This is a genomic window from Rhizobium sp. BK491, from assembly GCF_014194925.1.
Classification (GTDB): domain Bacteria; phylum Pseudomonadota; class Alphaproteobacteria; order Rhizobiales; family Rhizobiaceae; genus Rhizobium.
On the sequence record NZ_JACIAR010000003.1, the window covers coordinates 703554 to 730502 of the forward strand.

General features: G+C 59.1%; 24 protein-coding genes. 8 read left to right on the forward strand and 16 right to left on the reverse strand.

Going from position 1 to position 26949, the window contains the following annotated elements; all coding sequences use genetic code 11:
- Nucleotide 1: 1 nt before the first annotated feature.
- From otnC to ltnD, 3 genes are read right to left on the reverse strand one after another with little or no spacing between them, the layout of a single operon-like run.
- Complete coding sequence (gene otnC, locus FHX05_RS17705; protein WP_183873352.1) at nt 2-652, reverse strand: 3-oxo-tetronate 4-phosphate decarboxylase; 651 nt, start codon at nt 650-652, stop codon at nt 2-4.
- Nucleotides 649-1923: a 3-oxo-tetronate kinase gene (gene otnK / locus FHX05_RS17710; RefSeq protein WP_183873354.1), complete on the reverse strand. Its 1275-nt coding sequence runs from the start codon at nt 1921-1923 to the stop codon at nt 649-651. The genes otnC and otnK overlap by 4 nt, the downstream gene beginning before the upstream one ends.
- A 3-nt stretch (nt 1924-1926) precedes the next feature.
- A complete protein-coding gene (gene ltnD, locus FHX05_RS17715) occupies nt 1927-2835 on the reverse strand; it encodes an L-threonate dehydrogenase (RefSeq protein ID WP_183873356.1) in 909 nt (302 codons plus the stop codon).
- Nucleotides 2836-3003: 168 nt separating this feature from the next.
- On the opposite strand from ltnD, the gene FHX05_RS17720 reads away from it, so the two are divergent.
- From FHX05_RS17720 to FHX05_RS17730, 3 genes are all read left to right on the forward strand, one after another.
- Entirely contained in the window at nt 3004-4002 is a 999-nt protein-coding gene (locus tag FHX05_RS17720; RefSeq protein WP_183713994.1) for a LacI family DNA-binding transcriptional regulator, read from the forward strand.
- A gap of 205 nt (nt 4003-4207) precedes the next feature.
- Nucleotides 4208-4546 carry a hypothetical protein gene (locus tag FHX05_RS17725; RefSeq protein WP_246698980.1) on the forward strand — a complete coding sequence of 113 codons (339 nt, stop codon included), beginning with the start codon at nt 4208-4210 and terminating at the stop codon, nt 4544-4546.
- A gap of 158 nt (nt 4547-4704) precedes the next feature.
- The gene (locus tag FHX05_RS17730) at nt 4705-5076 is read left to right on the forward strand and encodes a hypothetical protein (RefSeq protein WP_183713991.1); all 372 of its coding nucleotides are present in this window, start codon (nt 4705-4707) and stop codon (nt 5074-5076) included.
- Nucleotides 5077-5218: 142 nt separating this feature from the next.
- Here the strand turns inward: FHX05_RS17730 and FHX05_RS17735 are convergent, their stop codons facing one another.
- The 3 genes from FHX05_RS17735 to FHX05_RS17745 form a co-directional block, all read right to left on the reverse strand.
- The gene (locus FHX05_RS17735; protein ID WP_183873358.1) at nt 5219-5662 is read right to left on the reverse strand and encodes a VOC family protein; all 444 of its coding nucleotides are present in this window, start codon (nt 5660-5662) and stop codon (nt 5219-5221) included.
- 189 nt (nt 5663-5851) lie between these two features.
- Nucleotides 5852-6073 (reverse strand): hypothetical protein, encoded by a 222-nt coding sequence (locus FHX05_RS17740; RefSeq protein ID WP_112603841.1) that lies wholly within the window; start codon nt 6071-6073, stop codon nt 5852-5854.
- A 276-nt stretch (nt 6074-6349) separates the two neighbouring features.
- Complete coding sequence (locus tag FHX05_RS17745) at nt 6350-7534, reverse strand: helix-turn-helix domain-containing protein (protein WP_348648324.1); 1185 nt, start codon at nt 7532-7534, stop codon at nt 6350-6352.
- A 583-nt stretch (nt 7535-8117) separates the two neighbouring features.
- Between FHX05_RS17745 and FHX05_RS17750 the strand changes: the two genes are divergently transcribed.
- Nucleotides 8118-9155: a dipeptidase gene (locus FHX05_RS17750; RefSeq protein WP_183873362.1), complete on the forward strand. Its 1038-nt coding sequence runs from the start codon at nt 8118-8120 to the stop codon at nt 9153-9155.
- A gap of 49 nt (nt 9156-9204) precedes the next feature.
- Here FHX05_RS17750 and FHX05_RS17755 read toward each other — a convergent pair whose 3' ends face one another.
- From FHX05_RS17755 to FHX05_RS17775, 5 genes are all read right to left on the reverse strand, one after another.
- A complete protein-coding gene (locus FHX05_RS17755) occupies nt 9205-10602 on the reverse strand; it encodes an LLM class flavin-dependent oxidoreductase (protein WP_183873364.1) in 1398 nt (465 codons plus the stop codon).
- Between the two features lie 36 nt (nt 10603-10638).
- Nucleotides 10639-11616, reverse strand: coding sequence for an ABC transporter permease (locus FHX05_RS17760; RefSeq protein WP_183873366.1), 978 nt, complete (start codon nt 11614-11616; stop codon nt 10639-10641).
- A gap of 3 nt (nt 11617-11619) precedes the next feature.
- A complete protein-coding gene (locus FHX05_RS17765) occupies nt 11620-12642 on the reverse strand; it encodes an ABC transporter permease (protein ID WP_183873368.1) in 1023 nt (340 codons plus the stop codon).
- Nucleotides 12632-14182 (reverse strand): sugar ABC transporter ATP-binding protein, encoded by a 1551-nt coding sequence (locus FHX05_RS17770; RefSeq protein WP_112604045.1) that lies wholly within the window; start codon nt 14180-14182, stop codon nt 12632-12634. Before FHX05_RS17770 ends, FHX05_RS17765 begins: the two co-directional genes overlap by 11 nt.
- Nucleotides 14183-14243: 61 nt before the next feature.
- Nucleotides 14244-15251, reverse strand: a complete 1008-nt coding sequence (locus FHX05_RS17775) for a sugar ABC transporter substrate-binding protein (protein ID WP_183713974.1) — start codon at nt 15249-15251, stop codon at nt 14244-14246.
- 429 nt (nt 15252-15680) lie between these two features.
- On the opposite strand from FHX05_RS17775, the gene FHX05_RS17780 reads away from it, so the two are divergent.
- From FHX05_RS17780 to ftsZ, 3 genes are all read left to right on the forward strand, one after another.
- Nucleotides 15681-16724: a substrate-binding domain-containing protein gene (locus tag FHX05_RS17780; protein ID WP_183873370.1), complete on the forward strand. Its 1044-nt coding sequence runs from the start codon at nt 15681-15683 to the stop codon at nt 16722-16724.
- Nucleotides 16725-16795: 71 nt separating this feature from the next.
- Nucleotides 16796-18001 (forward strand): acyl-CoA dehydrogenase family protein, encoded by a 1206-nt coding sequence (locus FHX05_RS17785; RefSeq protein WP_112603825.1) that lies wholly within the window; start codon nt 16796-16798, stop codon nt 17999-18001.
- 372 nt (nt 18002-18373) lie between these two features.
- On the forward strand, nt 18374-19381 hold the full coding sequence (gene ftsZ, locus FHX05_RS17790; protein WP_112415136.1) for a cell division protein FtsZ: 1008 nt from the start codon (nt 18374-18376) through the stop codon (nt 19379-19381).
- Between the two features lie 82 nt (nt 19382-19463).
- Here the strand turns inward: ftsZ and FHX05_RS17795 are convergent, their stop codons facing one another.
- From FHX05_RS17795 to bla, 4 genes are all read right to left on the reverse strand, one after another.
- On the reverse strand, nt 19464-20681 hold the full coding sequence (locus tag FHX05_RS17795) for an SfnB family sulfur acquisition oxidoreductase (protein WP_183873372.1): 1218 nt from the start codon (nt 20679-20681) through the stop codon (nt 19464-19466).
- 396 nt (nt 20682-21077) lie between these two features.
- Nucleotides 21078-21461, reverse strand: a complete 384-nt coding sequence (locus FHX05_RS17800) for a hypothetical protein (protein ID WP_112337267.1) — start codon at nt 21459-21461, stop codon at nt 21078-21080.
- A gap of 527 nt (nt 21462-21988) precedes the next feature.
- Nucleotides 21989-23182 carry a class C beta-lactamase gene (gene ampC / locus FHX05_RS17805; RefSeq protein WP_210294902.1) on the reverse strand — a complete coding sequence of 398 codons (1194 nt, stop codon included), beginning with the start codon at nt 23180-23182 and terminating at the stop codon, nt 21989-21991.
- A 94-nt stretch (nt 23183-23276) separates the two neighbouring features.
- Nucleotides 23277-24170, reverse strand: coding sequence for a class A beta-lactamase (gene bla, locus FHX05_RS17810; RefSeq protein ID WP_183873374.1), 894 nt, complete (start codon nt 24168-24170; stop codon nt 23277-23279).
- Between the two features lie 169 nt (nt 24171-24339).
- On the opposite strand from bla, the gene FHX05_RS17815 reads away from it, so the two are divergent.
- Nucleotides 24340-25215 (forward strand): LysR family transcriptional regulator, encoded by an 876-nt coding sequence (locus tag FHX05_RS17815; protein WP_112603813.1) that lies wholly within the window; start codon nt 24340-24342, stop codon nt 25213-25215.
- A 96-nt stretch (nt 25216-25311) separates the two neighbouring features.
- Here the strand turns inward: FHX05_RS17815 and FHX05_RS17820 are convergent, their stop codons facing one another.
- Nucleotides 25312-26814 (reverse strand): globin-coupled sensor protein, encoded by a 1503-nt coding sequence (locus tag FHX05_RS17820; protein WP_183873376.1) that lies wholly within the window; start codon nt 26812-26814, stop codon nt 25312-25314.
- Nucleotides 26815-26949 lie beyond the last annotated feature (135 nt).

The following is a 26949-nucleotide window of genomic DNA, read 5'->3' on the forward strand; positions in this document are numbered from 1 at the left end:
GTCAGTCCCATTCCACATCATAGGTGCGGATGAGATCGGCGATCTGTGCCTCCGTCAACAGCGAAGGATTGGCCCCGCGCGTCAAGATGGCAAGCTTTGCCGTCTCTTCCAGTTCTTCAATCGCATAGACAGCCGCTTCCAGATCTTTCGCGGAAACGACGGGTCCATGTGCTGCCAGCATGACGGCGCTGCGCTTGCCGGCCAGTCCGCGAATGGCATCGCCCATCGCCGGGTCGCCCGGCATGAAATAGGGCAGGAGTTTTACTTTGCCGAGCTTCATGATCGAATAGGCCGTCAACGGCGGCAGCATGTTGTCGGCATCGACGCCGGGCAGGATCGAGAGGGCCACCGAGTGGCTGGAATGAAGATGGACCACGGCGCCCGTCTTCTTCGGCCGTGTCTCATAGAAGGCGGCATGCAGCGGCATTTCCTTGGTCGGCTTATCGCCGCCGATCAGACGCCCTTTGTCTTCGAATAGCGAGAGGCGTGCCGGATCGAGGCGCCCGAAGGAACTGCCCGTCGGCGTCACCAAAAGCCTGCCGTCGCTGAGGCGTGCCGAAATATTGCCCGAAGAGCCGGCGGTCAGCCCGCGGTCGTAGAGCGACTTGGCCATCATGCATATCTGTTCGCGCAAGTTCGCTTCTTCGCTCATACCGTCTCCAATCGGTCGAAAGCGTCCGCAAAGAAGGTTTCTTTGCCGAAATTGCCAGATTTTAAAGCTAGAGCGACTGTTTCACCTCCAAGGGTCGTGAAAGTCCAAGGCACGCCGGGTGCGATTTCCGGCCCGATAGTCAGATGCGCCGCGCCGAGCGCCTGCGTGATTGCACCGGACGTCTCGCCGCCTGCAACGACGAAGCGGCGCGTGCCGCAATCGAAGGCCGTGCGGGCGATCACGGAAAGAGCGTCCTCGACCACTTTGCCTGCCTTGTCCCGCCCCAAACGTTCTTGCGCCTGCCGCACTTCATTAGGCTCGGCGGTGGCGTAAATGAGTTTCGGCGCGTCGGGGAATTGCTGGCGCAGCCATTCCAGCGCGGTACCGGGGCCTTCCTCTGCAAGCGCGATCGGATCGAGCCGCAGGCTGGCGACCTTGCCGGCGTAATTGGCAACCTGCTTCCGCGTCATGGCAGAACAGCTACCGGAGAGCACGATCGAACCGCCGGTGATCTTTGGCAGTGCCTGTCGATGTTCGGAAAGGCTGACGAGACCTTCCTCCATGTAGAATTGCGGAAGCTGGCCGGCAATCGCGCTGCCGCCTGTCACCAGCGGCATGTCGAAAGACGCTGCTGCGATCGTTCGAAGATCGTCGTCGGATACAGCATCGACGATTACATGCCGAATGCCGCCGTTGCCGAGTTGTGCCAACTTTGCTCTCAGCGATTCCGCTCCCTTCGAGACGATATTATGGTTGGCAAGGCCGACAGCGCCATTCACCTGCGGCATCAGAAGCCGTACAAGGCTTGAATCGCGCATCGGCGTCAGCGGATGGTCCTTCATCGGACTCTCCGACAGAAGCTGTTCGCCGACGAAAAGATGACCCATGAAGATGCTGCGCCCATTTTCCGGAAAGGCTGGGCAATAGATCGTCTGGGTCGCGCCGGTCTCCGCCATCAGCATATCCGCGACCGGACCGATATTGCCTTCAGCCGTGCTGTCGAATGTCGAGCAATATTTCCAGAAGAAGCGGCTCGCTCCCGCTTCCTTGAGCCAATTCAGTGCTTGCCGGGCCTGCTTCACGGCGGCCTCGACCGGCGATGTCCGGCATTTGAGGGCGATGACTTCGAAAGCCGCCGTCTCGTTCGGGTAGCGTCTGTCTTGCGGAATGCCGATCCGCAGCGAAACGGGCAGTCCGCTGCGCGCCAGCAGCGCGGCAAGATCGGTCGCTCCGGTAAAGTCATCGGCGATACAGCCAAGCAGGAGTGTCATGGCCTACCCCTTAACGCCCGGCAGGCTGGCGCCGCTCCTGGCGGCCAGAATCTTCGCAACCGCGGCGTCATCCTCCAGGCCCAGGCCCGCCTCCGATGCTTCTACGAAGAGGTTGAGCGCCGTAGCAGCAAGCGGCGTAATGGCACCAGCTTTGTCGGCCTCCGATGTCACGATGCCGAGATCCTTGACGAAAATATTGACCGCCGAGCGCGGCGTATAATCGCCGGACACGATGTGTTCGCCGCGGTTTTCGAACATCCACGACGAGCCGGCCGATACGCAGATCACGTCATAGAGCGTTTTCAGATCGATGCCGGCCTTGGCGGCAAGCGTCATGGCTTCTGCCGTTGCGGCAATATGCACGCCGGCCAGCAACTGGTTGATCATCTTGACTTGCGAGCCGGCGCCGGGGCGATCCCCGAGGCGGAATACCTTGGCGGAGATAGCTTCGAGCACTGCGGATGCCTTATCGAAAACCTCGGGCATGCCGGATGCCATGACGGTAATCTCACCCGAAAGCGCACGGACATGGCCGCCGGAGACGGGAGCGTCGATGACGAGCATGCCAGCTACCTCCAGTCTTTCGGCAATGGCGATCGTGGCGCTCGGGGCCATGGTGGTGCAGAGCAGGAACACGGTGGAGCGCCGTGCGGTCTTCAGCGCGCCGTCCTGGCCGAAAAGCACGTCTTCGACCTGCTTGCTGTTGACGACATAGACAAGGATCACGTCGGCATCTTCCGCCGCTGATGCCGGTGTCGTGCATGACGTACCGCCGTTCTCTGCAAAACGGGCGAGAACCTCGCTGCGAACATCGCAGCCGCGCACGGCAAAGCCCGCTTTCAGAAGGGAGAGAGCAGCGCCCCAGCCCATGGACCCCAGGCCGATAATGGCTGCCTTCTTCGTGTTCTGCACGGTGCTACCTCCGCTATTTTCAGCTATGTTACCGATACCGGTATCGGTAACATAGCTTTATTTTCCCGGGAATTGTCAATAGGCTGATGTTTGCCTTTTCGCGGAAACATTCTATGAAGAAGAGCGGCATCGTGCCAGCCGCCATGGGTCATCGAGGGTTGCTTGGGGATGCGCAAACCCACTCTGGAGGAAGTCGCGATCGAGGCGGGCGTCAGCAAGATGACGGCATCGCGCGCCTTGCGTGGCGTAGCCGACGTCTCCAGCGAAACGCGTGACAGGGTGATCGAAGCGGCAACGCGGATGAATTACGTCGGCAACAGGCTGGCGCTCTCCTTGTCCTCGCAACGCACAAACCTGGTCGCCGTCGTCGTTCCCAGCATGTCGAACATCGTCTTTCCAGAGGTACTTGCCGGTATTTCCGCCGGGCTCGATGGTTCCGGCATGCAAGCCGTGTTCGGCATATCCGATTATGACATGGCAAAGGAGCGCGAGATCATCCGCGACATGCTCTCCTGGCAGCCTTGCGCCATCATCGTCACCGGGCTCGATCAACCGGAGGAGACGGTGGAGTTGCTCCGCCACGCCAATATTCCGGTCATCCAGCTCATGGATCTCGACGGCACGCCGATCGATTTCAATGTCGGATTGTCTCATGGTGCGGCGGGAGAGGATATGGCCGAAGCGTTGATTGCGGCCGGGCGAAGACGGTTCGGTTATGTCGGCAGTGCCCTGGCTCGAGATCTGCGCGCGGGCAAGCGAAAAGCCGGCTTCGAGCGCGTCCTGCATGCGCATGGCCTCGGGGTTGCCGGGCAGCGAACCGATGACGTCTTTTCCTCGATCGCGCTCGGAAAGCAGCTCACGACATCGTTGCTTGCGGCGGTACCAGACCTCGATTGCATCTATTATTCCAATGACGATATGGCGAGCGGCGGCTTGTTTGCCTGCATGGAACTGGGGGTTGCGGTTCCTGATAAAATGCTGATTGCCGGCTTCAACGGGCTGGATCTGGTCAATTCCTTGCCCGCGCCGATCGCAACCTCGCGCTCGCCCCGGCGCGCTATCGGTGAGGCTGCGGCGCAATTGGTGCGCCAAGCAGTCGGGATAGGCCGGGAACCGATGCGGAAAACAATAGTGTTCAAGCCGACGATCGTGGGAATTGACGGTTAAGATTTAGGTCAAGACGGCATCGTCTTTTGGAGAATGCAGGGACAGGAGCAGCGCAAGAGAAAGTTGTCATTTCGGATGCGCGGCACTAATCTGTGCCGCATTGAAGGGTTGGCAATTCATGCATGACGATTCGATCCTGCCGATAGAGCTCGCCGTTTCGCTTGGCTTGTTATGCAATATCGGCGCTCCGCTTCTAGCCTTTTGGATGGCGGCAAAATTGCCTCGTTTGCGCCTGTGGATTCATAGCGCCGCTTTCCTCGCGATCCTGGCTTCGCCGCTGACGGCGATGATGCTTGGGTTGCCGGATCTGCTCCCCGAAGAGGATGACAACCCCAGCGCTCGTTTTGCCTTTCTGCCGCTGATCGTCGAAACGGCCATCATTGTGTTGCTCTATTGCCTGGCAGGGGCGATGCTTCTTTCCCAATCCGTTCATTCGGCAATCACCGACTGGCATGGGGATGCGCGGCTTTCGCAAGTGGCTTCGCGTCCACGCCGCGATGGCACATCATCCTCTTTCGCATCCAAAGGTTCCAAGTCACAATAGATGTTGTCCACCCGAACGCCGGATCGGCGCCGATCCGAAGCTCGCGCGACCGTGTGACACGGCGCGCGATCTGGTTTTGGCTGTGTTCAGGCAGAGTTCATGCGAATCGGCGTATCTCTATTTTCATCCGCAAGATAGGAAATTTGGGGGTAAGGAAAATGCTTGAAGGTTTGGTACGGATCTCGCGTATCGCCGTGGTCGGATTGGCCGCGTTGCAGCTGATGACCTCTGCGGCTTCGGCTCAGTATTACGGCGGCGACGACGGTTATGCACCGCCGCCCTGGCAGCGCGATCAAGGTCGCGACTGGAGAGGGCCGCCGCGCGATCGTGGCTGGGACCGTGACAGAGGTTGGGACCGCGATCGGGGCTGTGACAGACGTGACCTGATGCGCGCTGCGCGCGCGGAAGGCTTCCGCCGCATCGATTCGGTTGATAGCAACGGGCGCCGAATTGTCGTCCGCGGCTGGAATGACGGCGGCCCCGACCGCATGGTCTTCGCCAATCGGCGCGGCTGCCCGGTTATTGACTGACGCTCAAGTCAGCATGTGAGCGGAGCCGAGTTTGGATCGGCCTCCGCTTGCTTCGCGGCAGGGCATGCTTTCGACTGGCTGAAGTTGGCGCATATGCCGCCAGCGGTGATCATTTTTCCGATGATCTTGCTTCACTCGGGCGTCAGGCTGCGGCGGCTCGTGGTTTTGCGGCAACGATATCGCCGTCATGTTCCGTTTGAGCTTTGGCTGATGTTCCAACATCGGCAGCTGGTGACTTGACCTGGAATTGCCAATATATGCCCCAGGGATCTGTCACTCCGCCGCGATCATCCGGGCAACCCTTCCCCAGCGCATAACGCAAACGGCTTGCCTCGTCTTCCGTCGCGCACTCGACGGTGACCGAAGAATTATGCTCCAGGTAGTCGAATGGCCCAGCCTCGAATCCCATGTAGGAACGGTTTCCGAGTTTGAAGCCCGCGAATTTTACGCTGCCGGCCGGTCCATTCGGTTGATCGGTCAATATGTTCGAGATCCATCCGACGGCCGAACCAGGGATAAGCGCCGTATAGAGCTCTATCGCTCTTTCCATATCCCGGCGAAACCAAAGATGCTGCCTGACCTTCATTGTAGCGCTTTCATCAAATCCTTGATGGATGGCGATTGGCATAAAAGAGCTACGCCTGCCGTTCGCCGAATAAAAAATCATGCCGCCGATGACCCGCTTCTTATGGAACGGTGCCGCCGGCGGCATGCTGAAGAGTTGCTTCTTACCGTTCGTGCTCACCCCTGCGGAGCGCGGACGGAGGCCGCAACACTATTTCTCCGCAACTCTACCGGCGAGAGCCATCACGTAGTCGTCGGCAATATCGGCCAAGGTCAAAGCGACCTCAGGCTCATTCCAGCCGGCGGAGACCACCGTTTGGACGAAATCGCGAAAGGCCAGTTCAAGGACCTCTTCGCGCTCGACCGCGCGGTATGAATCAGTGACGGGATGCTGGGGCTTGCTGATCTCTATTGTTTGGCGAGTAGATACCATTGCTGTTTTCCCTAAGGCTTGCCCCGATGGACGCAGGGTACATTCACCAAACATTGGGGCTTTGGTGTCTGAGCTAGTATTCCCTTTCATTTTTAATGGTTTACCTATCGGGTGTCGTTAGCCATGCATCCCGAAACTTGCAGCAGCGTCCATTTTCGCGATTGCTGAAGTGCGGTGTTTCCGCTTGTGCATGGATGGGCGCGACGGGACGCCGCGCATCGGAGTCATTCGACTGCGTTTCATTCAAGAGATTTTGAAGCCGCTATACAGAATTCTCTAATGATAATAGCCTAGGGTTTTCAGCCATTCGTCGAAAGAGTGGCTGTTGCCGGACGGCGCCGGTGAGATGATCTGTCCGACATAGCGTGGGATGGTAAGGTTTCTGGCTTCGCGAGGGCTATAGCCGAATTCCTTGCCGAATGCCCGGCTGAAATGCGCCGCCGAGGAGAAACCTACGGCAAAGGCGATGTCGACGATCTGCTCACGATTGGCGGGATCGCTGAGAGCCGCATGCGCCGACAGGAGACGGCGGCGCTGAATATAGTGATGCACGCCGCCATATTGTTCAAATATCTGATAGAGCCTGGTGCGGGATACGCCAAGCTCGCGGCATATGCGTTCGGCGGTCAAATCGCCCGAGATCAGGTTGGCTTCGACGAACCGCCGCACCCGTTCCGTCAGGGCGAGGGCGCTATGCTGTTCTGTGCCGGTCGATTGAGCCGCTGAGGTCGAAATGGCAGCCACGATCATGTTGCGCACCGTCTGTACGACATGGGGTAGATCAGTGGCTGCAAGACGTGCGAGATTGTGTTCGACGCTATCGAGAAATTCAATCAGCATGTTAGTGAAGACGCCGGAGAGGGCAATATTGTTCTCGATTTCTACCGGTGCGGGAACGTCGAGCAACAACGCCCTCGGCAGAAAGAGTGAGAGGACCTTCGCCTCGGTCGAGCGCCCTCGAAAAGGGTGTCCTAGCGAACGCAACTCCACCTTGCCCGGCTCGCCATCCAGAACATGGCCATCGACTTCCGTCCACGTCCGGCCGCTGGATAACACGGAAATGTGCCAGTGATCGATGTGATTGGCTTTCACTTTCGCCTGCGAGCGCATGTAACTGTGAGCCGGCGCATCCTGCTGAACGACAAGCATGCCGCCCAGATTCCATGCTGTATGGTCTGCCGGAAAGCCGGCTTCCGGAGAGGCATTATCCGGCAGCCGGACGTCGGCCAAGGGAGCGACATAAGTCTGCCAAGCGGCAAATTGATCGCCGGGCTCCATACCACGTGTCGAAAATTTCAAGGGCTGCAAGGCTGGCGGCGGCAGGGCGCCCTCCGCTGCCTTCTCCGGCCGGGGAAAGCGCCGCCGTTCGGACTGCATGGATTTCCTATCGCCACGCCATGACTCGTCCTGCGCCTCGTCTGACGCGGATTGGGATCGGTCGTCGCGTCGCAAATCAGACAATCAAGTCTCTCCGAATGCCGTCGGGCGGAAGATAAGCATCGCTGTCAACTCTCCATCCGCCATACCGACAGGTTCCTGCTGCCCGCTTCCATCGGATAAGCCCGAAACTTGCTATGAATTGCTCTTTTCAGCGAGCCGATACGCGGCGATCCTGGTCTTATCCCGGGTTTTTTCACCTCAATACGGTTTTCATTTGCTGCGCATTTTCGAAAAGGCAAGTCTCGCGGGTTGGCAAATCAATATTCCCGTTTCACTTGTCCCAATATATGGCACCAATTCGCACCGATCTGTGCAGATGCGTTTGCTGGCCGACGCGACAAGGGGGCGGCGTCTCCATTCCAGGAGTTTGAAACGAAAGCGCAAATCGCTCAATGCGTGCCCTCTGCAACGTTCAAGGCAACACTATCCGTTTTTATTGCACTCGACCTGACATGGCTTCCACCCATCTTACTTTCGCGGGAGTTTTTAGCCAGGTGTCTTGCGAGCGGCCAATTCGTTTTTTGCAGAGCTATGAATAATTTGCAGTTGCCCATTCCGCCAAGCTTGCCTAGGCAGATAGCAACTGCGGTGTTTGGAATGAGACATGACCGAATCCTCGATAATTCCCGTATTCGATGGCCATAACGACGTGTTGCTCCGGCTGCGTCGCGGCGGCTTGAATTCCATCGATGCTTTCCTGAATGGCGAAGCTGCCGGACATATCGACCTGCCTCGCGCGCGTCGTGGCGGTCTTGCCGGTGGGCTCTGCGCCATCTTCATCCCTTCGCCGGATCAGCCGAAGCCTGGAAATGCCGATTTTGCGACGCCCGCCCAGCCGGACGCGCTGAACGAAACCCTGGCCATGGCGCGGCTTTTGCTTGCGATCGAGGCCCGGTCGCAAGGAGCCGTAAAGGTTTGCCGTTCGGCCGCCGATATCAGGCGGTCGATTGCCGAAGGCCAGTTCGCCGCCGTTTTCCATATCGAGGGCGCGGAGGCGGTCGCGGCCGATCTCGATGCCCTATACGTCTTGCATCAGGCCGGTTTGCGCACGCTTGGACCTGTCTGGAGCCGCCCCAATGTCTTTGCCTATGGTGTGCCTTTCCGGTTTCCTTCGACGCCGGATATTGGCCCCGGGCTCACCGACGCCGGCAAAGATCTGATCCGCGCCTGCAACGAGCTGAGGATCATGATCGACCTCTCGCACATGAATGAGCAGGGGTTCTGGGATATCGCCAAATTGTCGAATGCGCCGCTGGTTGCCTCGCATTCCAACGCGCATGCCATCAGCCCGCACAGCCGCAACCTGACCGACAAGCAGCTTGACGCCATCCGCGATACCGGCGGTTTGGTCGGTATAAATTTCGGCGTGTTGTTCCTGCGTGACGATGGCGTCAGGAACACCGATACGCCTCTCGAAGTCCTCGTTCGCCACGTTGCTTACATTGCAGAGCGCATCGGCATCGAACATGTCGCGCTCGGTTCCGATTTCGATGGTACGACCATTCCGGCAGCGCTCGGTGATGCGAGTGGCCTGCCGAAGCTGATCGACGCCTTGCGCGCGCATGGGTTTGACGCTCCCTCGCTTGCCAAGATCGCGCATCAAAACTGGCTTCGAGTCCTCGAACGGACATGGGGCAGCTAAGACGGGAATTGTCCCGTCTCAGCCAAAGACACGCACCTTTGTCTAAAGCCTATCCGACGCGTCTGGGAAGAGCGTTGGCTTCGCCAAGATTGCGATAGCCGGTTGCTGGATGCGGGACTGCAAGCCGGGGTCCGCTGCCGCCAAGCTTCTCCCGCAAGGTGCCTGTGCGATACTCGGTCTTGTAGACGCCGCGCTTCTGCAGTTCCGGCACCAGAAGATCGACGGCATCCTCGAAGCTTTCGGGGGTGACGGCATAAGCGAGATTGAAGCCGTCGACGTCGGTATCCTCGATCCATTCCTGCATCAGGTCGGCAACCGTCTGTGGCGAGCCGACAAAGACCGGGCCGAAGCCGCCAATGCCGACCCAATCGGCCATTTCGCGCACCGTCCATTCCTTGTCCGGGTCGATGGTGGTGAAGGTCTCGACGGCCGATTGCACTGCATTGGTATAGCGATGGCGTAGCACCTCGTCAGGCGAGAATTGGCCAAAATCGATGCCGGTCCAACCGGAGATCAGCGCCTGCGCCCCTTCGAGCGAAACATATTGACGGTATTCGTTGAACTTGCGCTGTGCCTCGGCATCGGTCTCGCCCAGGATCACTGTCTGTAGATTGAAGGAAAGGATTTCGCGGGGATTGCGCCCGATGCGCTCGGCTGCTTCGCGAACATTGGCGACATAGCGCTTCAGGACTGCCTTCGAAGGTGCCGCGACAAAAATGCATTCGGCATGCGCACCGGCGAAATCCTTGCCGCGGCTGGAGGCGCCCGCCTGGTAAAGCACGGGGGTACGCTGCGGCGACGGCTCGCTGAGATGAATGCCGGGCACGCTGAAATGCTTGCCGGAATGGCGGATCGGGTGGACTTTTTCCGGTCTCGTAAAGATGCCGCTCTCGCGGTCGCGAATGACTGCGTCGTCTTCCCAGCTACCCTCCCACAGCTTGTAGCAGACTTCGAGATATTCCTCGGCCAGGGAATAGCGGTCGTCATGCTGCGTTTGTGCAGACTGGCCGATGTTGAGCGCGCCGCTGTTCAAATAGGAGGTGACGATATTCCAGCCGACGCGCCCTTTCGTCAGATGATCGAGCGTCGAGATGCGCCGCGCGAATGTGTAGGGATGCTCGAAGGAAAGCGAAGCTGTCAGACCGAAGCCGAGATGCTCCGTCTCATAGGCCATGGTCGGGATGAGCTGCAGCGGATCGTTGACCGGCACCTGCGCCGAATGGCGCAAGGCCGCATCGACATTGCCGTTCAATACGTCATAGACCCCGAGCACATCGGCGATGAACAAGCCATCGAATTTGCCACGCTCTAGCGTTTTCGCCAGATGGACCCAATAATCGAGATCCTTGTAGGTCCAGGATTTGTCGCGGGGATGGCGCCAGAGGCCTGGTGACTGGTGTCCGACGCAGTTCATGTCAAAGGCATTGAGCCTGATTTCGCGTGTCATCTTGCTATTCCTGCGATTGTATCGTTCGGTCGGCGCTCAGGCGCCAACCGCTTTCTTGTTGACGAAGCTGAAGGTGAGCACGGCGAAGATCAGCAGACCGGTGCCGACCTGCTGCCAGTAGAAATTCAGGCCCGTCAGCAGCAGGCCGTTGGCGACGATGCTCAAAAGCAGAACGCCAAGCACCGTGCCGGCGACGTTCGGCCGCCCCAGCGACGAAAAGGTCGTGCCGATGAAAGTGGCCCCAATGGCGTTCAGCATGAAGCCGTTGCCGGAAGAGGGGATATAAACCGTCACGGTCGCCGTCAGGATCAGGCCGGCAAAGGCAGCAATCGTGCTGGCGAGGATGAAGGTCACGGCCACATGCTTTGCGAGACCGATGCCCGAATAGCGAACGGTGCGCGGCTGAATGCCGATCGCAAGCACGGCGCGGCCGAAGCGCATGCGGGCAAATAGCAGTGCTGCTGCCGCGATGATGACTGCTGCGATCAGAAGCGGCACCGGAAAGCCAACAAGCGTTCCATGCCCGATAAAGCGGAATGCTGCGGGAACACCGGAGGGCGGCAGATAGACCGGATTGCCGCCATCCGTCAGGAGTTGCTGAATGCTGCGGCCGATGAATAGTGTTCCGAGCGTTGCCAAGAACGGCGATACGCCGATTGCCGAGATCAGGATAGCATTGAAGGCACCGACTAATGCGCCCGCGCCAAGACCCGCCAGGGCGGCCAGTGGTACCGGTAGACCAGCCAATATGCCGGAGACGAACGCAAAGCTTGCGAAATCGACTGCCGTTCCGACGGAGAGATCGATGCCGCCGGCGGCAACAGCGAAGGTCATGGCGATCGAGACAATGGCAAGCAGGGTGAAGTTATTGACAAGAATGCTTTGCAGATTGCCGACGCTGAGGAAGGTCGGCGCCACGGTCGAAAACAGCGAGAAGACGAGGACAAGGGCGACGATGAGTCCATAGCGGGCAAGGCCAGCGAATGACCGTGTCAGGGCAATGGCAGCGATCACGGTTCAGATCTCCCGTTTGCGAAGCAGTGTGGTGGCCGAAACCACGATGAGGATCAGAAGACCTTGAACGCCGCTGACCAGCGTGCTCGGCAGATTGAGCAACTGGAAGCCATTGATGAGAAAGCCGACGAATAGTGTCGAGATCAGCGTGCCGCCAATGGTCGGCACGAGCCGGCGGGAAAACACCGAGCCGAGCAATGCGGTGACGACGACGGGAAGCAGCATCTCGCCGGAGCCGGTGGTGCTGCCGCTGAGATAGGCGACGGAGAGGATGCCGGCGATTCCACCGCAGAATCCGCTCGCCACGAACGCCCCCGCAACCAGGCTCTTCAACGGCAGGCCGGCGGCGCGTGCGGCCTCGGGAAACTCGCCGACGGCATAAAGCCTGAGGCCAAGCGGGGTGAATTGCACGATCGCCGTCGCGACGATGGTAAAGCCGATCAGCACATAGGCGAGGATCGGAATGCCAAACCCGTCCGACGATGAAAGTGCGGTGAGAAGGTCTGTCGAGGCCGGAAGCACGGTATTCTGGGTCAGCACCAGCTCCAGCCCGGCGACCACATTCATCACGGCAAGCGTCGCGAGCAACGGCACAATGCCCGCAAAAACGATCGCCAGCGCGTTGACGATGCCGATCGCCAGCCCGGTGGCCAGTGCAGCCGCCCCGGCGACCACATCGCTGAAACCGAGCTGGATGAGGGTTGCGTAAACTGCGGCGCTGAGCCCCATATTGGCGGCAAGCGAGAGATCGATGCCGCCGGTGACGACATTGGAGCCGCCGGCGATCAGGACGATCGTGAGGCCGATGGCGAGAACACCCGAAATGGCCGATTGTCCGAGCACGTTGCCGATATTGCCGACCGTCAGAAAATAGGGCGCCGTCGCCGCGAAAATCACCAGAATGGCTGCGAAGGCAAGCAACGAACCGAACCGCAAGGCGGCGGCAGCGGCAAGCTTGCCGCTGGCCGGCGACGCCTTTGTCGTCGAAGTTTCGGGTAGGGAGGCAAATTGAACGTCAGCCGACATGGCGCAATCCTTCCAAGGCACCGGTCGATGCCGACAGAACTTCGTCCGTTGTCGTCTCGGAGGAGATGAGTTCGCGCGTCACGCGACCGCGAAACAGCACAAGGATCCTGTCGGTGATGCCGACAAGCTCCTGAAGATCCGAAGACAGCACGATTACGCCGGCACCGCGGGCGGCAAGCTCGCCGATCAAAGTGTAGATTTCGACCTTCGAGCCGATATCGACGCCGACGGTCGGCTCGTCGAGCAGGTAGATTTCCGAATGGCGGCTCAGCCATTTGGCAATCGCCACCTTCTGTTGGTTGCCGCCTGAGAGTGTCCGCACCAGTACCTCGCGCCCAGCCGTCTTGATTTGCAGCCGCTTGATCAGCTCGTCGGCGTCGGCGCTTTCTCGCTTGCGGTTGAGAAAGCCGAAACGGGTATAGCGGCTCAGGCTCGACAGTGTGATGTTTTCACGGACGCTGAGCTCCAGGCCTACGCCGTGGCCGCGCCTATCCTCCGGCACCAAGGCGATCTGATGATCGACGGCTTCGACCGGGGTGCGCAGCTTCAGGCCACGCGCATCGACATCGATCGTCCCACCTGTTGCCGCCTGCAACCCGAAGAGGGTGCGAACCAGATCCTTTGCCCCCGAGCCGAGCAAGCCCGTAATGCCGAGGATCTCGCCGCGACGCAGTGAGAGGCTGACATCGTGAAAGCGGTCTGTTGCCGAGAGATTCCTGACTCTGAGTATCTCATTCCCTAGTTCGACTTGCCGCTTGGGAAACATGTCGGCGATATCGCGTTCGACCATCAGGTTGGCAATCTTGCCTGCCGAGATTTCGCTTGCCCTCAGAGACGCGACATCGACACCATTGCGCAGAACCGTAACATCGTCGCACAAGGCCTCGATTTCATTGAGATAATGCGAGACGTAGATAATGGTCACGCCTTCGCTGCGCAGGCGGCGGATGAGGCGGAACAGGATCTCAGCTTCCTGGCGCACTAGCGCTGCGGTCGGCTCATCGAAAACGAGAATCTTCGGCTTGTGCAGCAGCGCGCGGGTGATCTGGACGATCTGCCGTTCCGCTGTCGACAGTTCGCTGATCAGCGCGTTCTTTGGCAAATCGACGCCGAAATAATTGGCAAGGAGTTCTGCGGCCCGCCGTTGCATGGCGCTGCGGTCGAGGAACGGTGTCTTGCCGAAGCGGGTCTCTCGCCCGAGAAAAAGCGATTCTCCGACAGTGAAGGTTGGGACCAGCAGCCGATCCTGATGGATAAAATGAATGCCGAGCTCTTCGCACAGATGCGGCGCCAGGCGCTCATAGACCTGCCCCTCGATCTCGATCCGTCCCTCATCCGGGATGTGCAGACCTGCCAGCAGCTTGATCAAGGTGGATTTGCCCGCTCCGTTCTGGCCGACAAGCCCATGGACGGTGCCGCGCCTGATGGCAAGCGACGCTCCGGCCAGCGCCTGCGCGCCGCCGAAACGTTTAACGATGTCGTCGAAGCGCAGGATGTGCGACGTGTTGTCTGCTTTGGTCACATGCTCGGCTGCGGTCATGAAAGAGGCCCTTCGCCTTTCGAGAGGCGATGCGGGAAAATCCGCATCGCCGGTTTGCACGTCAGCCGATGCCGAGCGTCTTGATCACGTCGGCGACATTGCTTTTGTTTGCCAAGAGGGCAGGAACATAGGTTTCGCGTGGCAGCGTTTGCCCCGAAAGCAGCTTGGCGACGTTGCGGATGGCCGTGCGACCGATTTCCGCTGGCTGCTGGGCTGCATCGGCCCCGGCTGGCGAATTGGGATCCGCAACGAGCTGCAGCACTTCCGGGCTGCCGTCGACGCCGTAGGTGCGGATCTCGGTACGACCAGCGGCCGCGAGCGCCTGTGTGGCGCCGAGCTGGGGAATGTCCCAGGCCGACCAGATCGCCTTGATTGAGCCCTTCTCCGGATATTTGTTCAGGATGGCGGTGATCTGCGTGAAGGCGTCCTGAACCGTATTCGGAATGACATCCCGAAGTTCTGGTTGAATGATCTTCACCTTCGGGAAGTATTTGACCACATTGACGAGCTGGTCGTAGCGGATTGCGCAGGGCGTTACGCCATAAAAGCCGTTGAAGACGATGACATTGCCTTCGCCGCCGATATCGGAGACGAGCTGCAGCGCCAGGTCCTTGCCGATACCCCAATTGTCCGATGTGGTGTTGTTGATCGAATTGGTCGAGCCGACATCGACGGTCAAAACGGGAATGCCGGCGTCGCGGGCCTTCTTCAGCCAGGGATCGATGACGCTCAGCGTGCCGAGGATCTGGACTATGGCGTCCGGCTTCTGCGCAATCAGCGTCTGCAGCTGCGAGACAAGCTTGCCGTCGTTGCGGCCGGCATCGACGGCGATCGGCGTGCCGCCCAGCCGTTTCACCTCGTCAATCTGCGCATTGTAGGCCTGAAGGTCGAAATAGTGGTCGGTTCCCGTCGCGCTGATAGCGATCCGCTTGCCTTTCAACGACAATGCGTCGTCGGCAGCGGCGGCGGTCTTCGACAGAATGCTTGAAGCCGCGAGCGCCGTTCCGGCAACCGCCGTCAGTTTAAGAATATCCCGGCGTCCTAGGCCGGTCGTCTGTCCCTTGGTCATGAAAGCATCCTCTCCAGCAATTCATAAATGCCAATAGAATATAAAATAGGTAGATTTAAGTGACTTAAGGGAGGAACATTTTTCCAAAACTGGGGTGGCAGGGGAAATTTCCGTCATCTGCCTTTCTAATGTACAGATCGGGTTTCCACAGCCCGCGTAATGATCGTTAGCTTTATGGTCACTTTTTCGGATGCCGGTCTATCGCCCCTCAGCCATAGACCCGCGTGGACTGCCCGCGAGATTGCGCGATCTTTTAGGCAAGCCCTTGCCGCCAAGCCTTCCCGTCGCGAACAAAGAATCTCCGAAGGCGGGTAAAATCAGATGATTTAATCTACTAAAAACATAGAGTTTATATCTAAATAATTGCATGCGTCGCAGGGTCATCATTCCGTCAGACGACGCTTCCGATTGATCGTGAGGATCGCGACAATGAAATTTCTCACACGGCTTGCCCTAACGGCCGTTGCTCCTCTTCTTCTTACGCAGGCTGCGCTGGCTGGCGGTGTGAGTGGCGCTCCCGCCCCCTTTGATAAGGGCGGCGTGAAGATCGCCTTGATCAGCTACATATCGGCCGGCGACTTCTTCCAGGCTTATCAGGCCGGCGCGGAAGCTCAGGCAAAGGCGCTCGACATCGATCTGCGCGTCTTCCCCGGCCGCCAGGATGCGGCTGCGCAGCGCGAACAGATCCTCCAGGCGATCAATCTTGGTGTCTCCGCCATCGTTATCGATCACGGCCTGCCGGAATCTCTCGGCGATGTCGTTCAGCAGGCGCTCGACAAGGGCATCAAGGTCGTTGCCTTCGACGTCAATCTCAACAATCCCAAGATCCCCCAGGTCGAGCAGAGCGATCATGAGCTTGCCGATCTTGCCCTGAAGCAGGCCGTCAAGGACAACGGCAGCAGCTTCAAGGCAGGTTATGTCTATGTCGCCGGCTTTGCGCCGCTCGATCGCCGCAACGAGGTTTGGGACGCTTTCAAGAAGCAGAATGCAGGGGTTGTTGAAAAGGCTCGCTTCGGCAATGTCAGCGATACGACGGCGACCTCGACTGCGGACCAGGCAAAGGCGGCGCTGACGGCCAATCCCGACATATCAGTCGTTTTCGCACCCTATGACGAGTTCGCGCGCGGCGTGAAGCTTGCCGCGACGGATCTCGGCATCACGGGCAGGCTGAAGATCTATTCCGCTGACGTATCGACGGCCGACATTCAGGAAATAACCGAACCGGGTAGCCCGTGGGTTGCGACGGTGGCGACCAATCCAGCCGTCGTCGGTGCGGTTTCCATCCGAGCCGCCGCTTTGCAGGTGGCGGGCCAAGAGGTTCCGCATCAGATCACCGTCAAGCCGACGCTGCTGACGCAGGAGGGACTTCGCGCCGCCAATGTCCGGACGATCGAGGAACTGGCCAAGAAAGTTCCTGCTTTCAACACGAGCGACGCGGTAACCGCCAGCTGGATACCGGAGAAGCTTTTCTAAGCAGCTGTCCACGATCCCGGCGAGAATTTCTTAATCTCGCCGGACTACGTCCATGAACCGGAGTTCATATAATGAGTCAGTCCAACGTCGTCTTTGCGGGCAGTCGAAACGCCACGCGGGAAGACCTTTTTGCCCGAGCGGAAGAGATTGCCGCCGATCTTTCCAAGCGCGCTCCAGAACTTGATCGCGAAGGTCGTCCACCGCTCGGCGAAATCGTCAAGCTGAAGAATGCGGGCTTGCTGAACGCCTTGCATGCTGCGCAGGTTGGCGGCGGCGGCCTCGATTGGGTGGATGGCTTGCGGTTGGTGCGCATCCTTGCGCGCGGCGAAAGCTCCATTGGCCAGCTTCTCGGCTATCACTACGTCAACAGCCAATATGTCTATTGGGCCTTCGAGGAGGCGCGTGCGCAGGAGCTCGGCAACAAGACGGTGGCAAACAGCCTCTACTGGGGTGCTGCCGTCAATCCGCGCGATCCGGGCCTCGTATTGACGCGCCGCGGCAATGGCTATGTCCTGAACGGCCGCAAATCCTTCTCCACCGCCGCCCACGTGTCGGATTACATCAACGCCAATGCCGCTCTTGATGATGGGATCGTCGGTTTTGCCGTTCCGACCAATCGGGCGGGTTACAAGGCTAATGACGATTGGGACAATTTCGGCCAGAGACTGTCGGACAGCGGCAGCGTCGAATTCCACGATTTTCCCGTCTACGAAGAGGATCTGGATAGGGCGGCAACCGTCGGCGGCGAAGCGCCGGTGCTCGCAACCTTCAACACACCCCTCATTCAGCTCGTTTTCGTGAACTTCTATCTCGGCACGGCTGAAGGCGCTTTGCGAGAGGCGGTCGACTATGTCCGCAGCACGACTCGACCGTGGGTCACATCCGGCGTCGAACGTGCATCGGACGATCCCTATATTCTCGAGCGTGTCGGCGAGTTCACTGCGGCCTTGAAGGCTTCCGCTGCGCTGGCCGACAGCGCTGCGGCAACGGTGCAGGAGGCGCTTGCGGGAGGAAGCAGGGCAACGGCACGCGAGCGCGGCGAGGCAGCAGCCGAAGCCTATGCGGCGAAGGTGCATGCGACCCATGTTTCACTCGATATCACCTCGCGCGTCTTCGAACTCACCGGAGCGCGCTCGACCGCGGAGAAATATCGTTTCGACCGCTTCTGGCGCAATGTACGGACGCACACGCTGCACGATCCGGTCTTCTACAAGGCCAAGGAGGTTGGCGAATTCGTTTTGAACGACCGGATTCCCGAAGTCAGTCTTTACAGCTGACACGAGGGCGAGGACGTGGCGCAGTCTAAAAAGGGCATAGGCTCATAATCTACGCTGCGCTGGTGCTGACTCCACCTGTACTCAAGATCGGTCAGCGTCATTATATCTGGTGTGGTGTGGGCCAGGGTTGGAGCACACCACAGCTTCAAGCAGGCTCACCGATTGTGGCCTTTAATCAATGCTGGATGATTGATGTTTCAATATCCGGCTTACAAATCCTGTGCTCAACTCATTATTCTGTGGAGGGTTGCCGGCGCATGCCGCAATCCGCACACGTTCCTCATTAGGATCTCTTCGCTCACGAATCGTTTTCAACCTCCAGAAGGGCAGGCGATCTCGATTGAGAATGAAATCGATCCAATGGAGTCCTTCATGGCTGACACGCGCGCACCACTTTCCGGGGTGATACCGAAGATTTCTGTCGTCGGTGTCGGCGGTGGCGGCGGCAACGCGATCAACAATATGATCGCGCAACAACTTCAGGGCGTTGAATTCATCGCGGCAAACACGGATGCGCAGGCGCTTGCGACGTCCAAAGCGACCAGGCGCATTCAACTTGGCGCACAGGTGACGGAGGGCCTCGGTGCAGGCTCCCTGCCGGAAATCGGACGAGCCGCCGCCGAGGAATCCATCGATGAGATCATGGATCATCTCCAGGGCACGCACATGTGCTTCGTGACGGCCGGAATGGGCGGCGGCACCGGTACGGGCGCCGCGCCGATCATCGCTCAGGTCGCGCGGCAGGCGGGCATCCTCACGGTCGGCGTCGTCACTAAGCCCTTCACGTTCGAGGGCAACCGGCGCATGCGCACGGCCGACGAGGGCATCGAGCGACTGCGCGAAAGTGCGGACACCGTTATCGTCATTCCCAATCAGAACCTGTTTCGCATTGCGGACGCCACGACCACCTTCGCAAACGCCTTTGTGACTGCGGACCGCGTCCTTTATGCGGGCGTCAGCTGCATCACGGACCTGATCATCAAGGAAGGTCTCATCAATCTCGACTTCGCCGATGTCAAATCCGTGATGCGGGGAATGGGACGTGCGATGATGGGAACGGGCGAAGCTTCAGGACCGGGCCGCGCATTGAAAGCGGCAGATGCCGCAGTCTCCAATCCGCTTCTGGACGACATGAGCATGAAGGGCGCGCGCGGCGTGCTGATCTCCATTTCCGGCGGAACGGACATGACGCTGTTCGAGGTCGATGAGGCCGCCAGCCGCATCCGCGACGAAGTCTTTGCGGATGCCGATATCGTCGTCGGTGCCATCTTCGACAAGACTCTCGACGGGGTATTCAGGGTATCGGTCGTTGCAACCGGTCTGGAAAGTCTCGCGATGTCAGCCGGTCAGCCCATGGAAACCAATATGGATCGGCACTAATTGGCTTCAGCGTGGCGCTGTGGATATGTGCCTTTGATTATGTGAAAGCCTCGTCGCCGGCGACGGGGCTTTCGTCTATCCGTTAAAGCGCGCCGTTTTTCGGCGGGATGACGTCGTTGAGGTGATAATTGCCGACGACGTGATATTTCCAGCGAACCGGATCGTGGAGCGTATGCGTGCGGGCATTGCGCCAGTGGCGATCGAGATTGAGATCGAGCTTGACCGAGGCCGTGCCGGCGAGCTCAAACAAGGTGTTGCTCGCTTCGATGGCAATTTCCGTTGTCAGCACTTTTGCGGCCGCTACCGCGAGCGTCGCCTCGACCACCCTCTTTTCTGTTGTCTCGACCTGGGCGGCATCGACCTTGCGGCCGGCGCGCTCGACGGTCGCGGTAGCAGCTTCCAGCCGGACGGCGATCTGCCCGACCTTGGCGATTGTCAGCGGATCGTCGCTCGCCCGCTCTACACCGCTATCCATCCAGGGGCGCGACCGGGTCTTCACGAAATCAAGCGTTTCGGCAAAGGCTGCCCGAGCGATGCCGAGATCGACGCCGGCATGAATGATCTGGCCGACGGAGCCAATCGTCGTCGGCCGTTCGAAGCCTTTGTGGTGAAGAACAACATGGTCGGCATTCACGTAGACATTGTTGAGGACCGTGGTGCCGCTGCCGGTCGTGCGCTGCCCGAAGCCATCCCAATCGTCAATGATTTCGATGCCTTCCGTTCCCTTCGGGACGAAGGCCATGACCAGCTTGTCGGCTTCGTCGAGCGCAAAGACAGTGACCCAATCGGCGAAGAGGACGCCCGTCGAATAGAACTTGCGGCCATTGATGCGATAGCCCGGACCATCGCGGGTGATACGCGTATCATAATGCCCGACTGTCTTCGTGCCGCGCTCGGAAAGAGCGTTGCCGAAGCGATCGCCGGCCAATGCGCGCGCGAAGAAATAGCGCTTCTGATCTTCCGAACCATCGACGCGCAAGGCTTCAAGAATGTAGAAGTGGTTCTGCGGGATCTGTCCGATCGAACCGTCGGCCTGGGCGAGTGTCGCCGTGATCTCCGCCAAGGTGGCATTGGAGACATCCAGGCCGCCATACTCCTCGGGAACCGTAATTGCCAAGAGCCCGGATTGTGCCAGCGCATCCATCTCGACAAAGGGAAGCAGCCTCTCGCTATCGCGCTCCGAGGCGGTGGCGGCAAAACGCTGGGCCAGCTCCTGCGCGACGGCCAGCGCCTGCTGTTCAGTCTCCAACACGGTGGCCTTAGGATGCGTGGCGTTGATATGGTGCAGTTGCGCGTTCATGGGCGGGCTCCGATTTCATTTGGCGCCACGATGCCGCATTAAAAGCCGGTCTTCGAGAAAAGGCATTTCATTTTTGAAGAGGTCGTCGCTTCTTCATTCCTTTCTCTATAGAATTGATAGTCAATTGCTGCCTGAAGGTGTATCCACATTGGTAAGCATCGACAGTCTCGCCAATCTTACCCAGCTGTCACGCCCGGTTCGCCGGTCTTCAAAGCATTCGGCGGACGCCAACCACTCGTCGCGTCGGAACAAAACCGGTCGCGGACGAGATGGGGCTGCGTCCTGCCTGCCGGCGTTGCCGATTGGATCGGTACTCGAAGCTGTGTGGGGTTTTGTGTTCTGCCGACGAGGCAGTTAAAGGACGTACCGGCCATCATGGCCGGTACGCAGTTCATTTTAGGAAGCCATACGACGCAGAGGCCGTGCAGAAATAGGCTTGGCGGGAACTCTTAAAGGGAGCTTCGTGGCGACGGGGGGCTTCCGTGCCGTGCTGGTTTTCGGCGCCCCAAGCCAGCGAAGAATCGCATCGAAGCCGGGCTGGGCGGCCCGTTTGAACTCGGGGCTCATTTCCTCGTCCATGCCGCAGAGAGAGGCTATTTCCTGGAAATCCACACGTCCTGCCCGGAGAGGAGGGCGCGATTGGAAAACGATAAGGCCGATCATGAAGCCTTTGATATTCTCGAAGCTACGCGGCTGAAGCAGCGGCTTGAGCCGCAGATCGCAAAAATCTGAAATCTTGCGCTGGAAAACGTCAGAGGCGGAGCTTTTTTTTATGGGCATTATTCATTCCTTGCAGGCGACATCATCCAATGGTCGGGGTGTGGCCCGCTAAAGCACGGAAGTTAAGGAAGCGCAAACAACCGACCGATTGGCCGCTTTCAATTCTACGATGAGCCGGGATTTGGCAAGTGGCAGATTGATCACGCTTCGGTAAACTCCGCTTCGGGTGGAATGCGATACCGGCAAGATCAGAGCTTCTTCGGTCGCGCCGCTAAGATTATGAAAAAACTGTAACTTGCCTCCCGCGCCATTGAGAGCGACATTTTCCTTGCGCCGGATATATGAGGTGAAAGACATGTCAGTCTTAGAAATATTGGTCAGACGCCGGATGCAGGAAGAATATGCAAAGGGTACACCACCAGAGCGCATTACCCGCCTTCTGCAGGAATTCTTCAACGGAACGGAAGCCTCCCAAGCTGATGTTGCCGCGCGACGGTCTTCCGGCAATCGATAAATGACGGTGGCCGGCCTCGATACTTCGCAAGGCCGGCCGTTTGTTGAAGCAATTAAATCCTCATAGCAGCTCTTTACTGGACCGCATTGGATCCCTGCATGTCCTCGACGGCTGTCAGGATTTTGTAGGCTGCCGCGACGCGTGCAGGGATCGGAAAATTCCGGTTTGCAAGCAAAACGATGCCGACCTGTCTGGCTGGTATGAAGGCAGCGTATGCACCAAAACCGTTCGTTGAGCCTGTCTTGTTGAGCAGGATATCCTTGCGCGGCTGCTGAGGCGGGTCGAGCCGGGTGATTTTATGCGGCTCAAATGCCATGTCCGACGAATTGCCGGCAAGCAGCCGGGCGAGCGTCGTTGGATAGGCATAGATCTCCCAACCGAGCGCCTGCGTCGTGTTGTCGACGCGGTAGTAGCCGACATGCGTCGCGTCGATGGCCTGCTGAAGCTTATCGTCGAGCTCTGCTTCGCCCATATTCGCTTCAAGAAAGGCAAGCATATCGGAGCTGGTAGTCTTGATGCCATAGGCCTGCGTATCGAAAACGCCGCCGTTGACGCGGATCGGCTTGCCCTGCTTGGAATAGCCATAGGCATAATTGGCCATCTCAGCCGGTGGAACGCGGACATAGGTGTGACGGAGGCCAAGACCAGGAAGAATTTTTTCCTGCATCAGCGTATCGAACGGCTCTCCGACGGCCTGCGCTGCCAGGTAACCGAATAGGCCGATGCTGGGATTGGAATATTGCCGATACGTACCGGGCGCAAAGGTGGGATGCCATTTGCGATAATAGGCAACCATCTTGTCCTGATCCGTCACGTCGCTGGGAAACTGCAGTGGCAGACCGCCTGCCGAGTATGTGGCGAGATCGAGCAGGCTGATCCTGTCGAAGCTGCTGCCCGCAAGTTCCGGCATATATTTCGTCGCCTTGTCGGAAAAGGACAGTTTTCCACGGACTTGAGCGTAGGAGCCGAGCGCTGCCGTAAAGGTCTTGCTGATAGAGCCGAGCTCGAAGATCGTGTCGCTCGTCACCTTCTGGCCGCTCTCCTTCGAGGCGACGCCATAGTTGAAGACATAACGCTTGCCTTTGACGGTCAGCGCGATCGCCATGCCCGGCACATCGTTTTCCTTCATCAGCGGGCGGACGATCTCGTTGACGGCCCGCTCCAGCCGATCTTGGTCATTGCCGTCGGCAGCCTGTGCGCCGACGCCATAGAAAAGGCAGCTGGCGACGAAGCCGATCTTCTGCAAAGAATTGGTACGTATATTCAAAATGATATCCTCATTGTGATGATCGACCGTGCAGGATCGTACGGTCGAAAAAGAGGTGATGATTGGTGGCGGTTGTTATCCGGGGCGTATGTTCTCAGATCGCCGCGGCAATGCGGCCGATTTCGGCAATGATGGCGTTGCGTTCGTCAGCTGCGATGGCGGGGATCTCGCAATAGGCCGTCACGATGATGGGCGCGCGCTTCGTTGGCCATAGCACCGCGATGTCGTTGGCATTGCCGTGTTTGTTGCCATTTGTTCCGGTCTTGTCGCCCACCAGCCAATCCTTCGGAAGCCCGGCGCGCAGGCGGGCGTCGCCCGTCTTGTTGGTGATCAGCCAGGCCGCGAGCTGCGATCGCGAGGCGGGCGTCAGCACATCGGTGAACAGAAGCCGCTGCAGGTTTTCCAGCATCGCCGAAGCTGTCGTCGTGTCGCGCTCATCGTTCGGTGTGTCGTGATAGTTCAGCGTGGGCTCGGTGCGGTCCAGGCGGGTGATCTCGTCGCCTATGCTGCGGCAGAAGGTCGTAATTGCCTCCGGGCCGCCAAAGCTCGCGAGCAGCAGATTGGCCGCGGTATTGTCGCTGAGCGTCACGGCCGCTGCGCAAAGTTCGCCAACGGTCATGCCATTTTCTCCGGCATTGGGTTTGGTGGCCGGAGAATAGTCGATGAGATCGCTCTTCTTGTAATGAATGCGTCGGTCGAGCTTCTCTTCTCCCTTGTCGACGCGAGCAAGCACGAGAGCTGCCGCCAGCGCCTTGAACGTGCTGCACATGAGAATGCGCTCGCCGGCGCGGTGCTCGATGCGCCTGCCGCTTGCCATGTCCAGAATGCTGACACAGAAGCGGCCTGGATGCTTGCTTTCGAGCGCGGCAAGCTGCGCCTCGCCTGTATTATCGTCTGCAGTACGTCCAACCGAGCTCAGCCCTGCCAGTACAGGCAGCGCAAGCAAGCTGCCGGCAAGGCTTTGCCGGCGCGACAATAAGATCGTCATCTTGTTTCCACTTCGATTTTGCGTTGGGCAACGGTGCGCCTATCAGCCCGTGGAGGTCATTGGGGTGTGGCAAATCACCGTGCGAGGCAGACTATGGCTCTGGTTTCTGCCCTAGACAAACGATCAATTCTGGGCTTAGACATGAGAAAAACTTGGCCTTAGGACACAAATGGACATTTCCCAACTGCCGCTGAACGCGCTGCGGGTTTTCGAGGCCTCGGCGAGGCATGGCAGTTTTACGCGGGCTGGCCTGGAGCTTCGGGTCACGCAGACGGCGATCAGCCATCAGGTCAAGGCGTTGGAAGACGTGCTGGGCGTGACCCTCTTCAAGCGCCTGCCACGCGGCCTCGCGCTGACCGACGAGGGGCATGCGTTGCTTCCGGTGCTGACGGACGCCTTCCGCCGCATGAGCGCCACGCTCAGCCAGTTGGAGGAGGGGAATTTCGCCGAGATCCTGACGGTCGGCGTCGTCGGGACTTTCGCGATCGGCTGGCTCCTGCCGCGCCTCGGCAGTTTCAAGGCGCAGCATCCCCATGTCGATCTGCGCCTGAAGACCAACAACAACCGAGCCGACATGGTGCTCGACGGACTGGATTTCTTCCTGCGCTTCGGTGACGGTGCATGGCATGGAACCGAGGCGATCCATCTTATGGATGCGCCACTCTCCCCAGTTTGCACGCCGGATATCGGCGCGCGATTGCGTACGCCTGCCGATCTCGTCGATGTCGAACTGTTGCGATCCTATCGGGTCGATGAATGGTCGCTCTGGTTCAGGGCGGCGGGCCTGCCGCCACCGCATCTTCGTGGCTGGATGTTCGATTCGTCGCTGACGCTGGTGGAGGCTGCAGCACGCGGCGTCGGTGTCGCGTTGGTGCCGGTCGCCATGTTTTCCCATGACATCGAAGCCGGCAGGATCATGCAGCCGTTCCGGATTACCGCAATGACCGGCAGCTACTGGCTGACGCGCTTGAAATCGCGAGCGGAGACGGCGTCCATGAAGGTGTTTCGCCAATGGCTGTTGGCTGAAATCGAGGAGATGCCGTGAGGCTGTATAGTTGAAGACAGCCCCGGGTTCATATCCGGAGCCGTTTGGAATAAGTGGCAATTGGAATGCGGATGATTGCGGTGTGCGGCAACTGTTTCAGCTTGCGAGTTTCAGCCTGACGGCCCCGGTCCGCGTTCCCGAACGCACGGTCTTGAATCGTCCGACCAGACCGGCGAGCTCGTTGCTGATATCGGCGAGGTGTCGCGTCGAGGCATTCGTCTCTTCCATTAGCGCAACATTCTGCTGGGTCATCTGATCCATGTTGCGAACGGCGGAATTGATCTCGCTGATGCCGACGGCCTGTTCCTGCGCCGAACGGGCGATTGCACCGACATTCCGGTCGATGGAAGCGACCTGATTACCGATGAGCGCCAGCGCCTCTCCGGTCCGGTTGACGAGCTCCACGCCGCGACGCACATCGTTGGATGATCTGTCGATGAGATCCTTGATTTCCTTTGCGGCGGTCGCCGAACGCTGCGCCAATTCGCGGACTTCCTGGGCGACGACGGCGAAGCCCTTGCCCTGTTCGCCCGCTCTCGCCGCCTCGACGCCGGCGTTCAAAGCCAGAAGGTTGGTCTGGAAGGCGATGTCATCGATGACGGAGATAATATCTGTCATCTTGCGCGACGAGGTTTCGATATCGCCCATGGCGGAGACGGCCTGCTGCACGACCTCGCGCGAGCGTTCCGCCTCCGAGGCGGATTCCTTGACGATTGCCTGAACCTCGCGCGTCCGCTCAGCGGTCTGTTCGGAAATCGTGGTGATCTGGTCGATCGCAGCGGCACTTTCTTCAAGGGCAGAGGCTTGCTGTTCCGTGCGCCTTGCCATGTTGTCAGCGGCGGACGAGATCGAACCGGCTTCGTCGCGAACGCGTGTCACTGAATCTTCGATGCGCTGCATTGCAGTGCCGAGGGATGCGAGCGACTCGTTATAGTTGCTCTTCAAGACCTCGAATTCGGCCGAAAGGGCTTCTGTGATATCAGCCGTGAGGTCGCCGTTTGCAAGACCGTTCAGCGCTATGCCGAGTGCGTTAAGCGCGCGTTCCTGCTCGCGCTGGGCAGCAGCCCGCTCGGATTCCGCGCGGTCGCGCTCATCGGCGAGCACCTGCAGGTAAACCGAAATGCCGTAATCCATGTCGACGAGGGCGGCCTTGACGATCGCCGACAGCCGCCGTGAGAGGGCTTGTTCATGCTTGCGCTGCATGAAACCATTGAGCTGCTGTGCGACGATCGATCGCACCATCCCTTCGAGGATCAAGGCGTAGCCGCCAATATACCAGCGCGGCTCGAGGCCGAGGCGGGCATGGGTCCTGCCCACCGCCGAGACCGCTTCGACATAATCGGGTCCGTATTTGCCTGACGCGATCGTCTTCCAATGGTCCTGCTGCTTGGATTTGGCGTGGTGTACATGCTGTTGCGACGAAAAGAATTTCGACATCGCCGGATGTTTGGTGATCTTCTCGTAAAAGGTGTCGAGAGAGCCTTTGACGGCGGATTCGATAGTCGGCTGCAGCTCTGCCAGAGCCTGCCTGGCATCCTGTCCCAGTCCAACAAAGTCGAGCCGGTCGTCCAACTTGTCCATTTTTGATGCGCGCACCATAATCTGCTCCAAGAAAGAAATTACAAGTAGTTAGGGCACGATCATGGTTAAAAAATCATTAGATTTTCACCTCATTTTCAATGCGCGGCCGACAGCATTGAATGTGGTGGCTGCGACCATGCCCGTCGCAACATA

What these genes read in the sequence shown, in the direction of transcription:
- FHX05_RS17815 (WP_112603813.1), top strand. Translation starts at nt 24,340, where the DNA reads ATGGACATTTCCCAACTGCCGCTGAACGCGCTGCGGGTTTTCGAGGCC.
- FHX05_RS17740 (WP_112603841.1), bottom strand. Translation starts at nt 6,073, where the DNA reads ATGGTATCTACTCGCCAAACAATAGAGATCAGCAAGCCCCAGCATCCC.
- ftsZ (WP_112415136.1), top strand. Translation starts at nt 18,374, where the DNA reads ATGGCTGACACGCGCGCACCACTTTCCGGGGTGATACCGAAGATTTCT.
- FHX05_RS17765 (WP_183873368.1), bottom strand. Translation starts at nt 12,642, where the DNA reads ATGTCGGCTGACGTTCAATTTGCCTCCCTACCCGAAACTTCGACGACA.
- FHX05_RS17780 (WP_183873370.1), top strand. Translation starts at nt 15,681, where the DNA reads ATGAAATTTCTCACACGGCTTGCCCTAACGGCCGTTGCTCCTCTTCTT.
- FHX05_RS17800 (WP_112337267.1), bottom strand. Translation starts at nt 21,461, where the DNA reads ATGCCCATAAAAAAAAGCTCCGCCTCTGACGTTTTCCAGCGCAAGATT.
- FHX05_RS17730 (WP_183713991.1), top strand. Translation starts at nt 4,705, where the DNA reads ATGCTTGAAGGTTTGGTACGGATCTCGCGTATCGCCGTGGTCGGATTG.
- otnK (WP_183873354.1), bottom strand. Translation starts at nt 1,923, where the DNA reads ATGACACTCCTGCTTGGCTGTATCGCCGATGACTTTACCGGAGCGACC.
- FHX05_RS17725 (WP_246698980.1), top strand. Translation starts at nt 4,208, where the DNA reads ATGGCGGCAAAATTGCCTCGTTTGCGCCTGTGGATTCATAGCGCCGCT.
- FHX05_RS17785 (WP_112603825.1), top strand. Translation starts at nt 16,796, where the DNA reads ATGAGTCAGTCCAACGTCGTCTTTGCGGGCAGTCGAAACGCCACGCGG.
- FHX05_RS17820 (WP_183873376.1), bottom strand. Translation starts at nt 26,814, where the DNA reads ATGGTGCGCGCATCAAAAATGGACAAGTTGGACGACCGGCTCGACTTT.
- FHX05_RS17795 (WP_183873372.1), bottom strand. Translation starts at nt 20,681, where the DNA reads ATGAACGCGCAACTGCACCATATCAACGCCACGCATCCTAAGGCCACC.
- FHX05_RS17775 (WP_183713974.1), bottom strand. Translation starts at nt 15,251, where the DNA reads ATGACCAAGGGACAGACGACCGGCCTAGGACGCCGGGATATTCTTAAA.
- bla (WP_183873374.1), bottom strand. Translation starts at nt 24,170, where the DNA reads ATGACGATCTTATTGTCGCGCCGGCAAAGCCTTGCCGGCAGCTTGCTT.
- otnC (WP_183873352.1), bottom strand. Translation starts at nt 652, where the DNA reads ATGAGCGAAGAAGCGAACTTGCGCGAACAGATATGCATGATGGCCAAG.
- FHX05_RS17720 (WP_183713994.1), top strand. Translation starts at nt 3,004, where the DNA reads ATGCGCAAACCCACTCTGGAGGAAGTCGCGATCGAGGCGGGCGTCAGC.
- FHX05_RS17735 (WP_183873358.1), bottom strand. Translation starts at nt 5,662, where the DNA reads ATGAAGGTCAGGCAGCATCTTTGGTTTCGCCGGGATATGGAAAGAGCG.
- FHX05_RS17755 (WP_183873364.1), bottom strand. Translation starts at nt 10,602, where the DNA reads ATGACACGCGAAATCAGGCTCAATGCCTTTGACATGAACTGCGTCGGA.
- FHX05_RS17770 (WP_112604045.1), bottom strand. Translation starts at nt 14,182, where the DNA reads ATGACCGCAGCCGAGCATGTGACCAAAGCAGACAACACGTCGCACATC.
- FHX05_RS17750 (WP_183873362.1), top strand. Translation starts at nt 8,118, where the DNA reads ATGACCGAATCCTCGATAATTCCCGTATTCGATGGCCATAACGACGTG.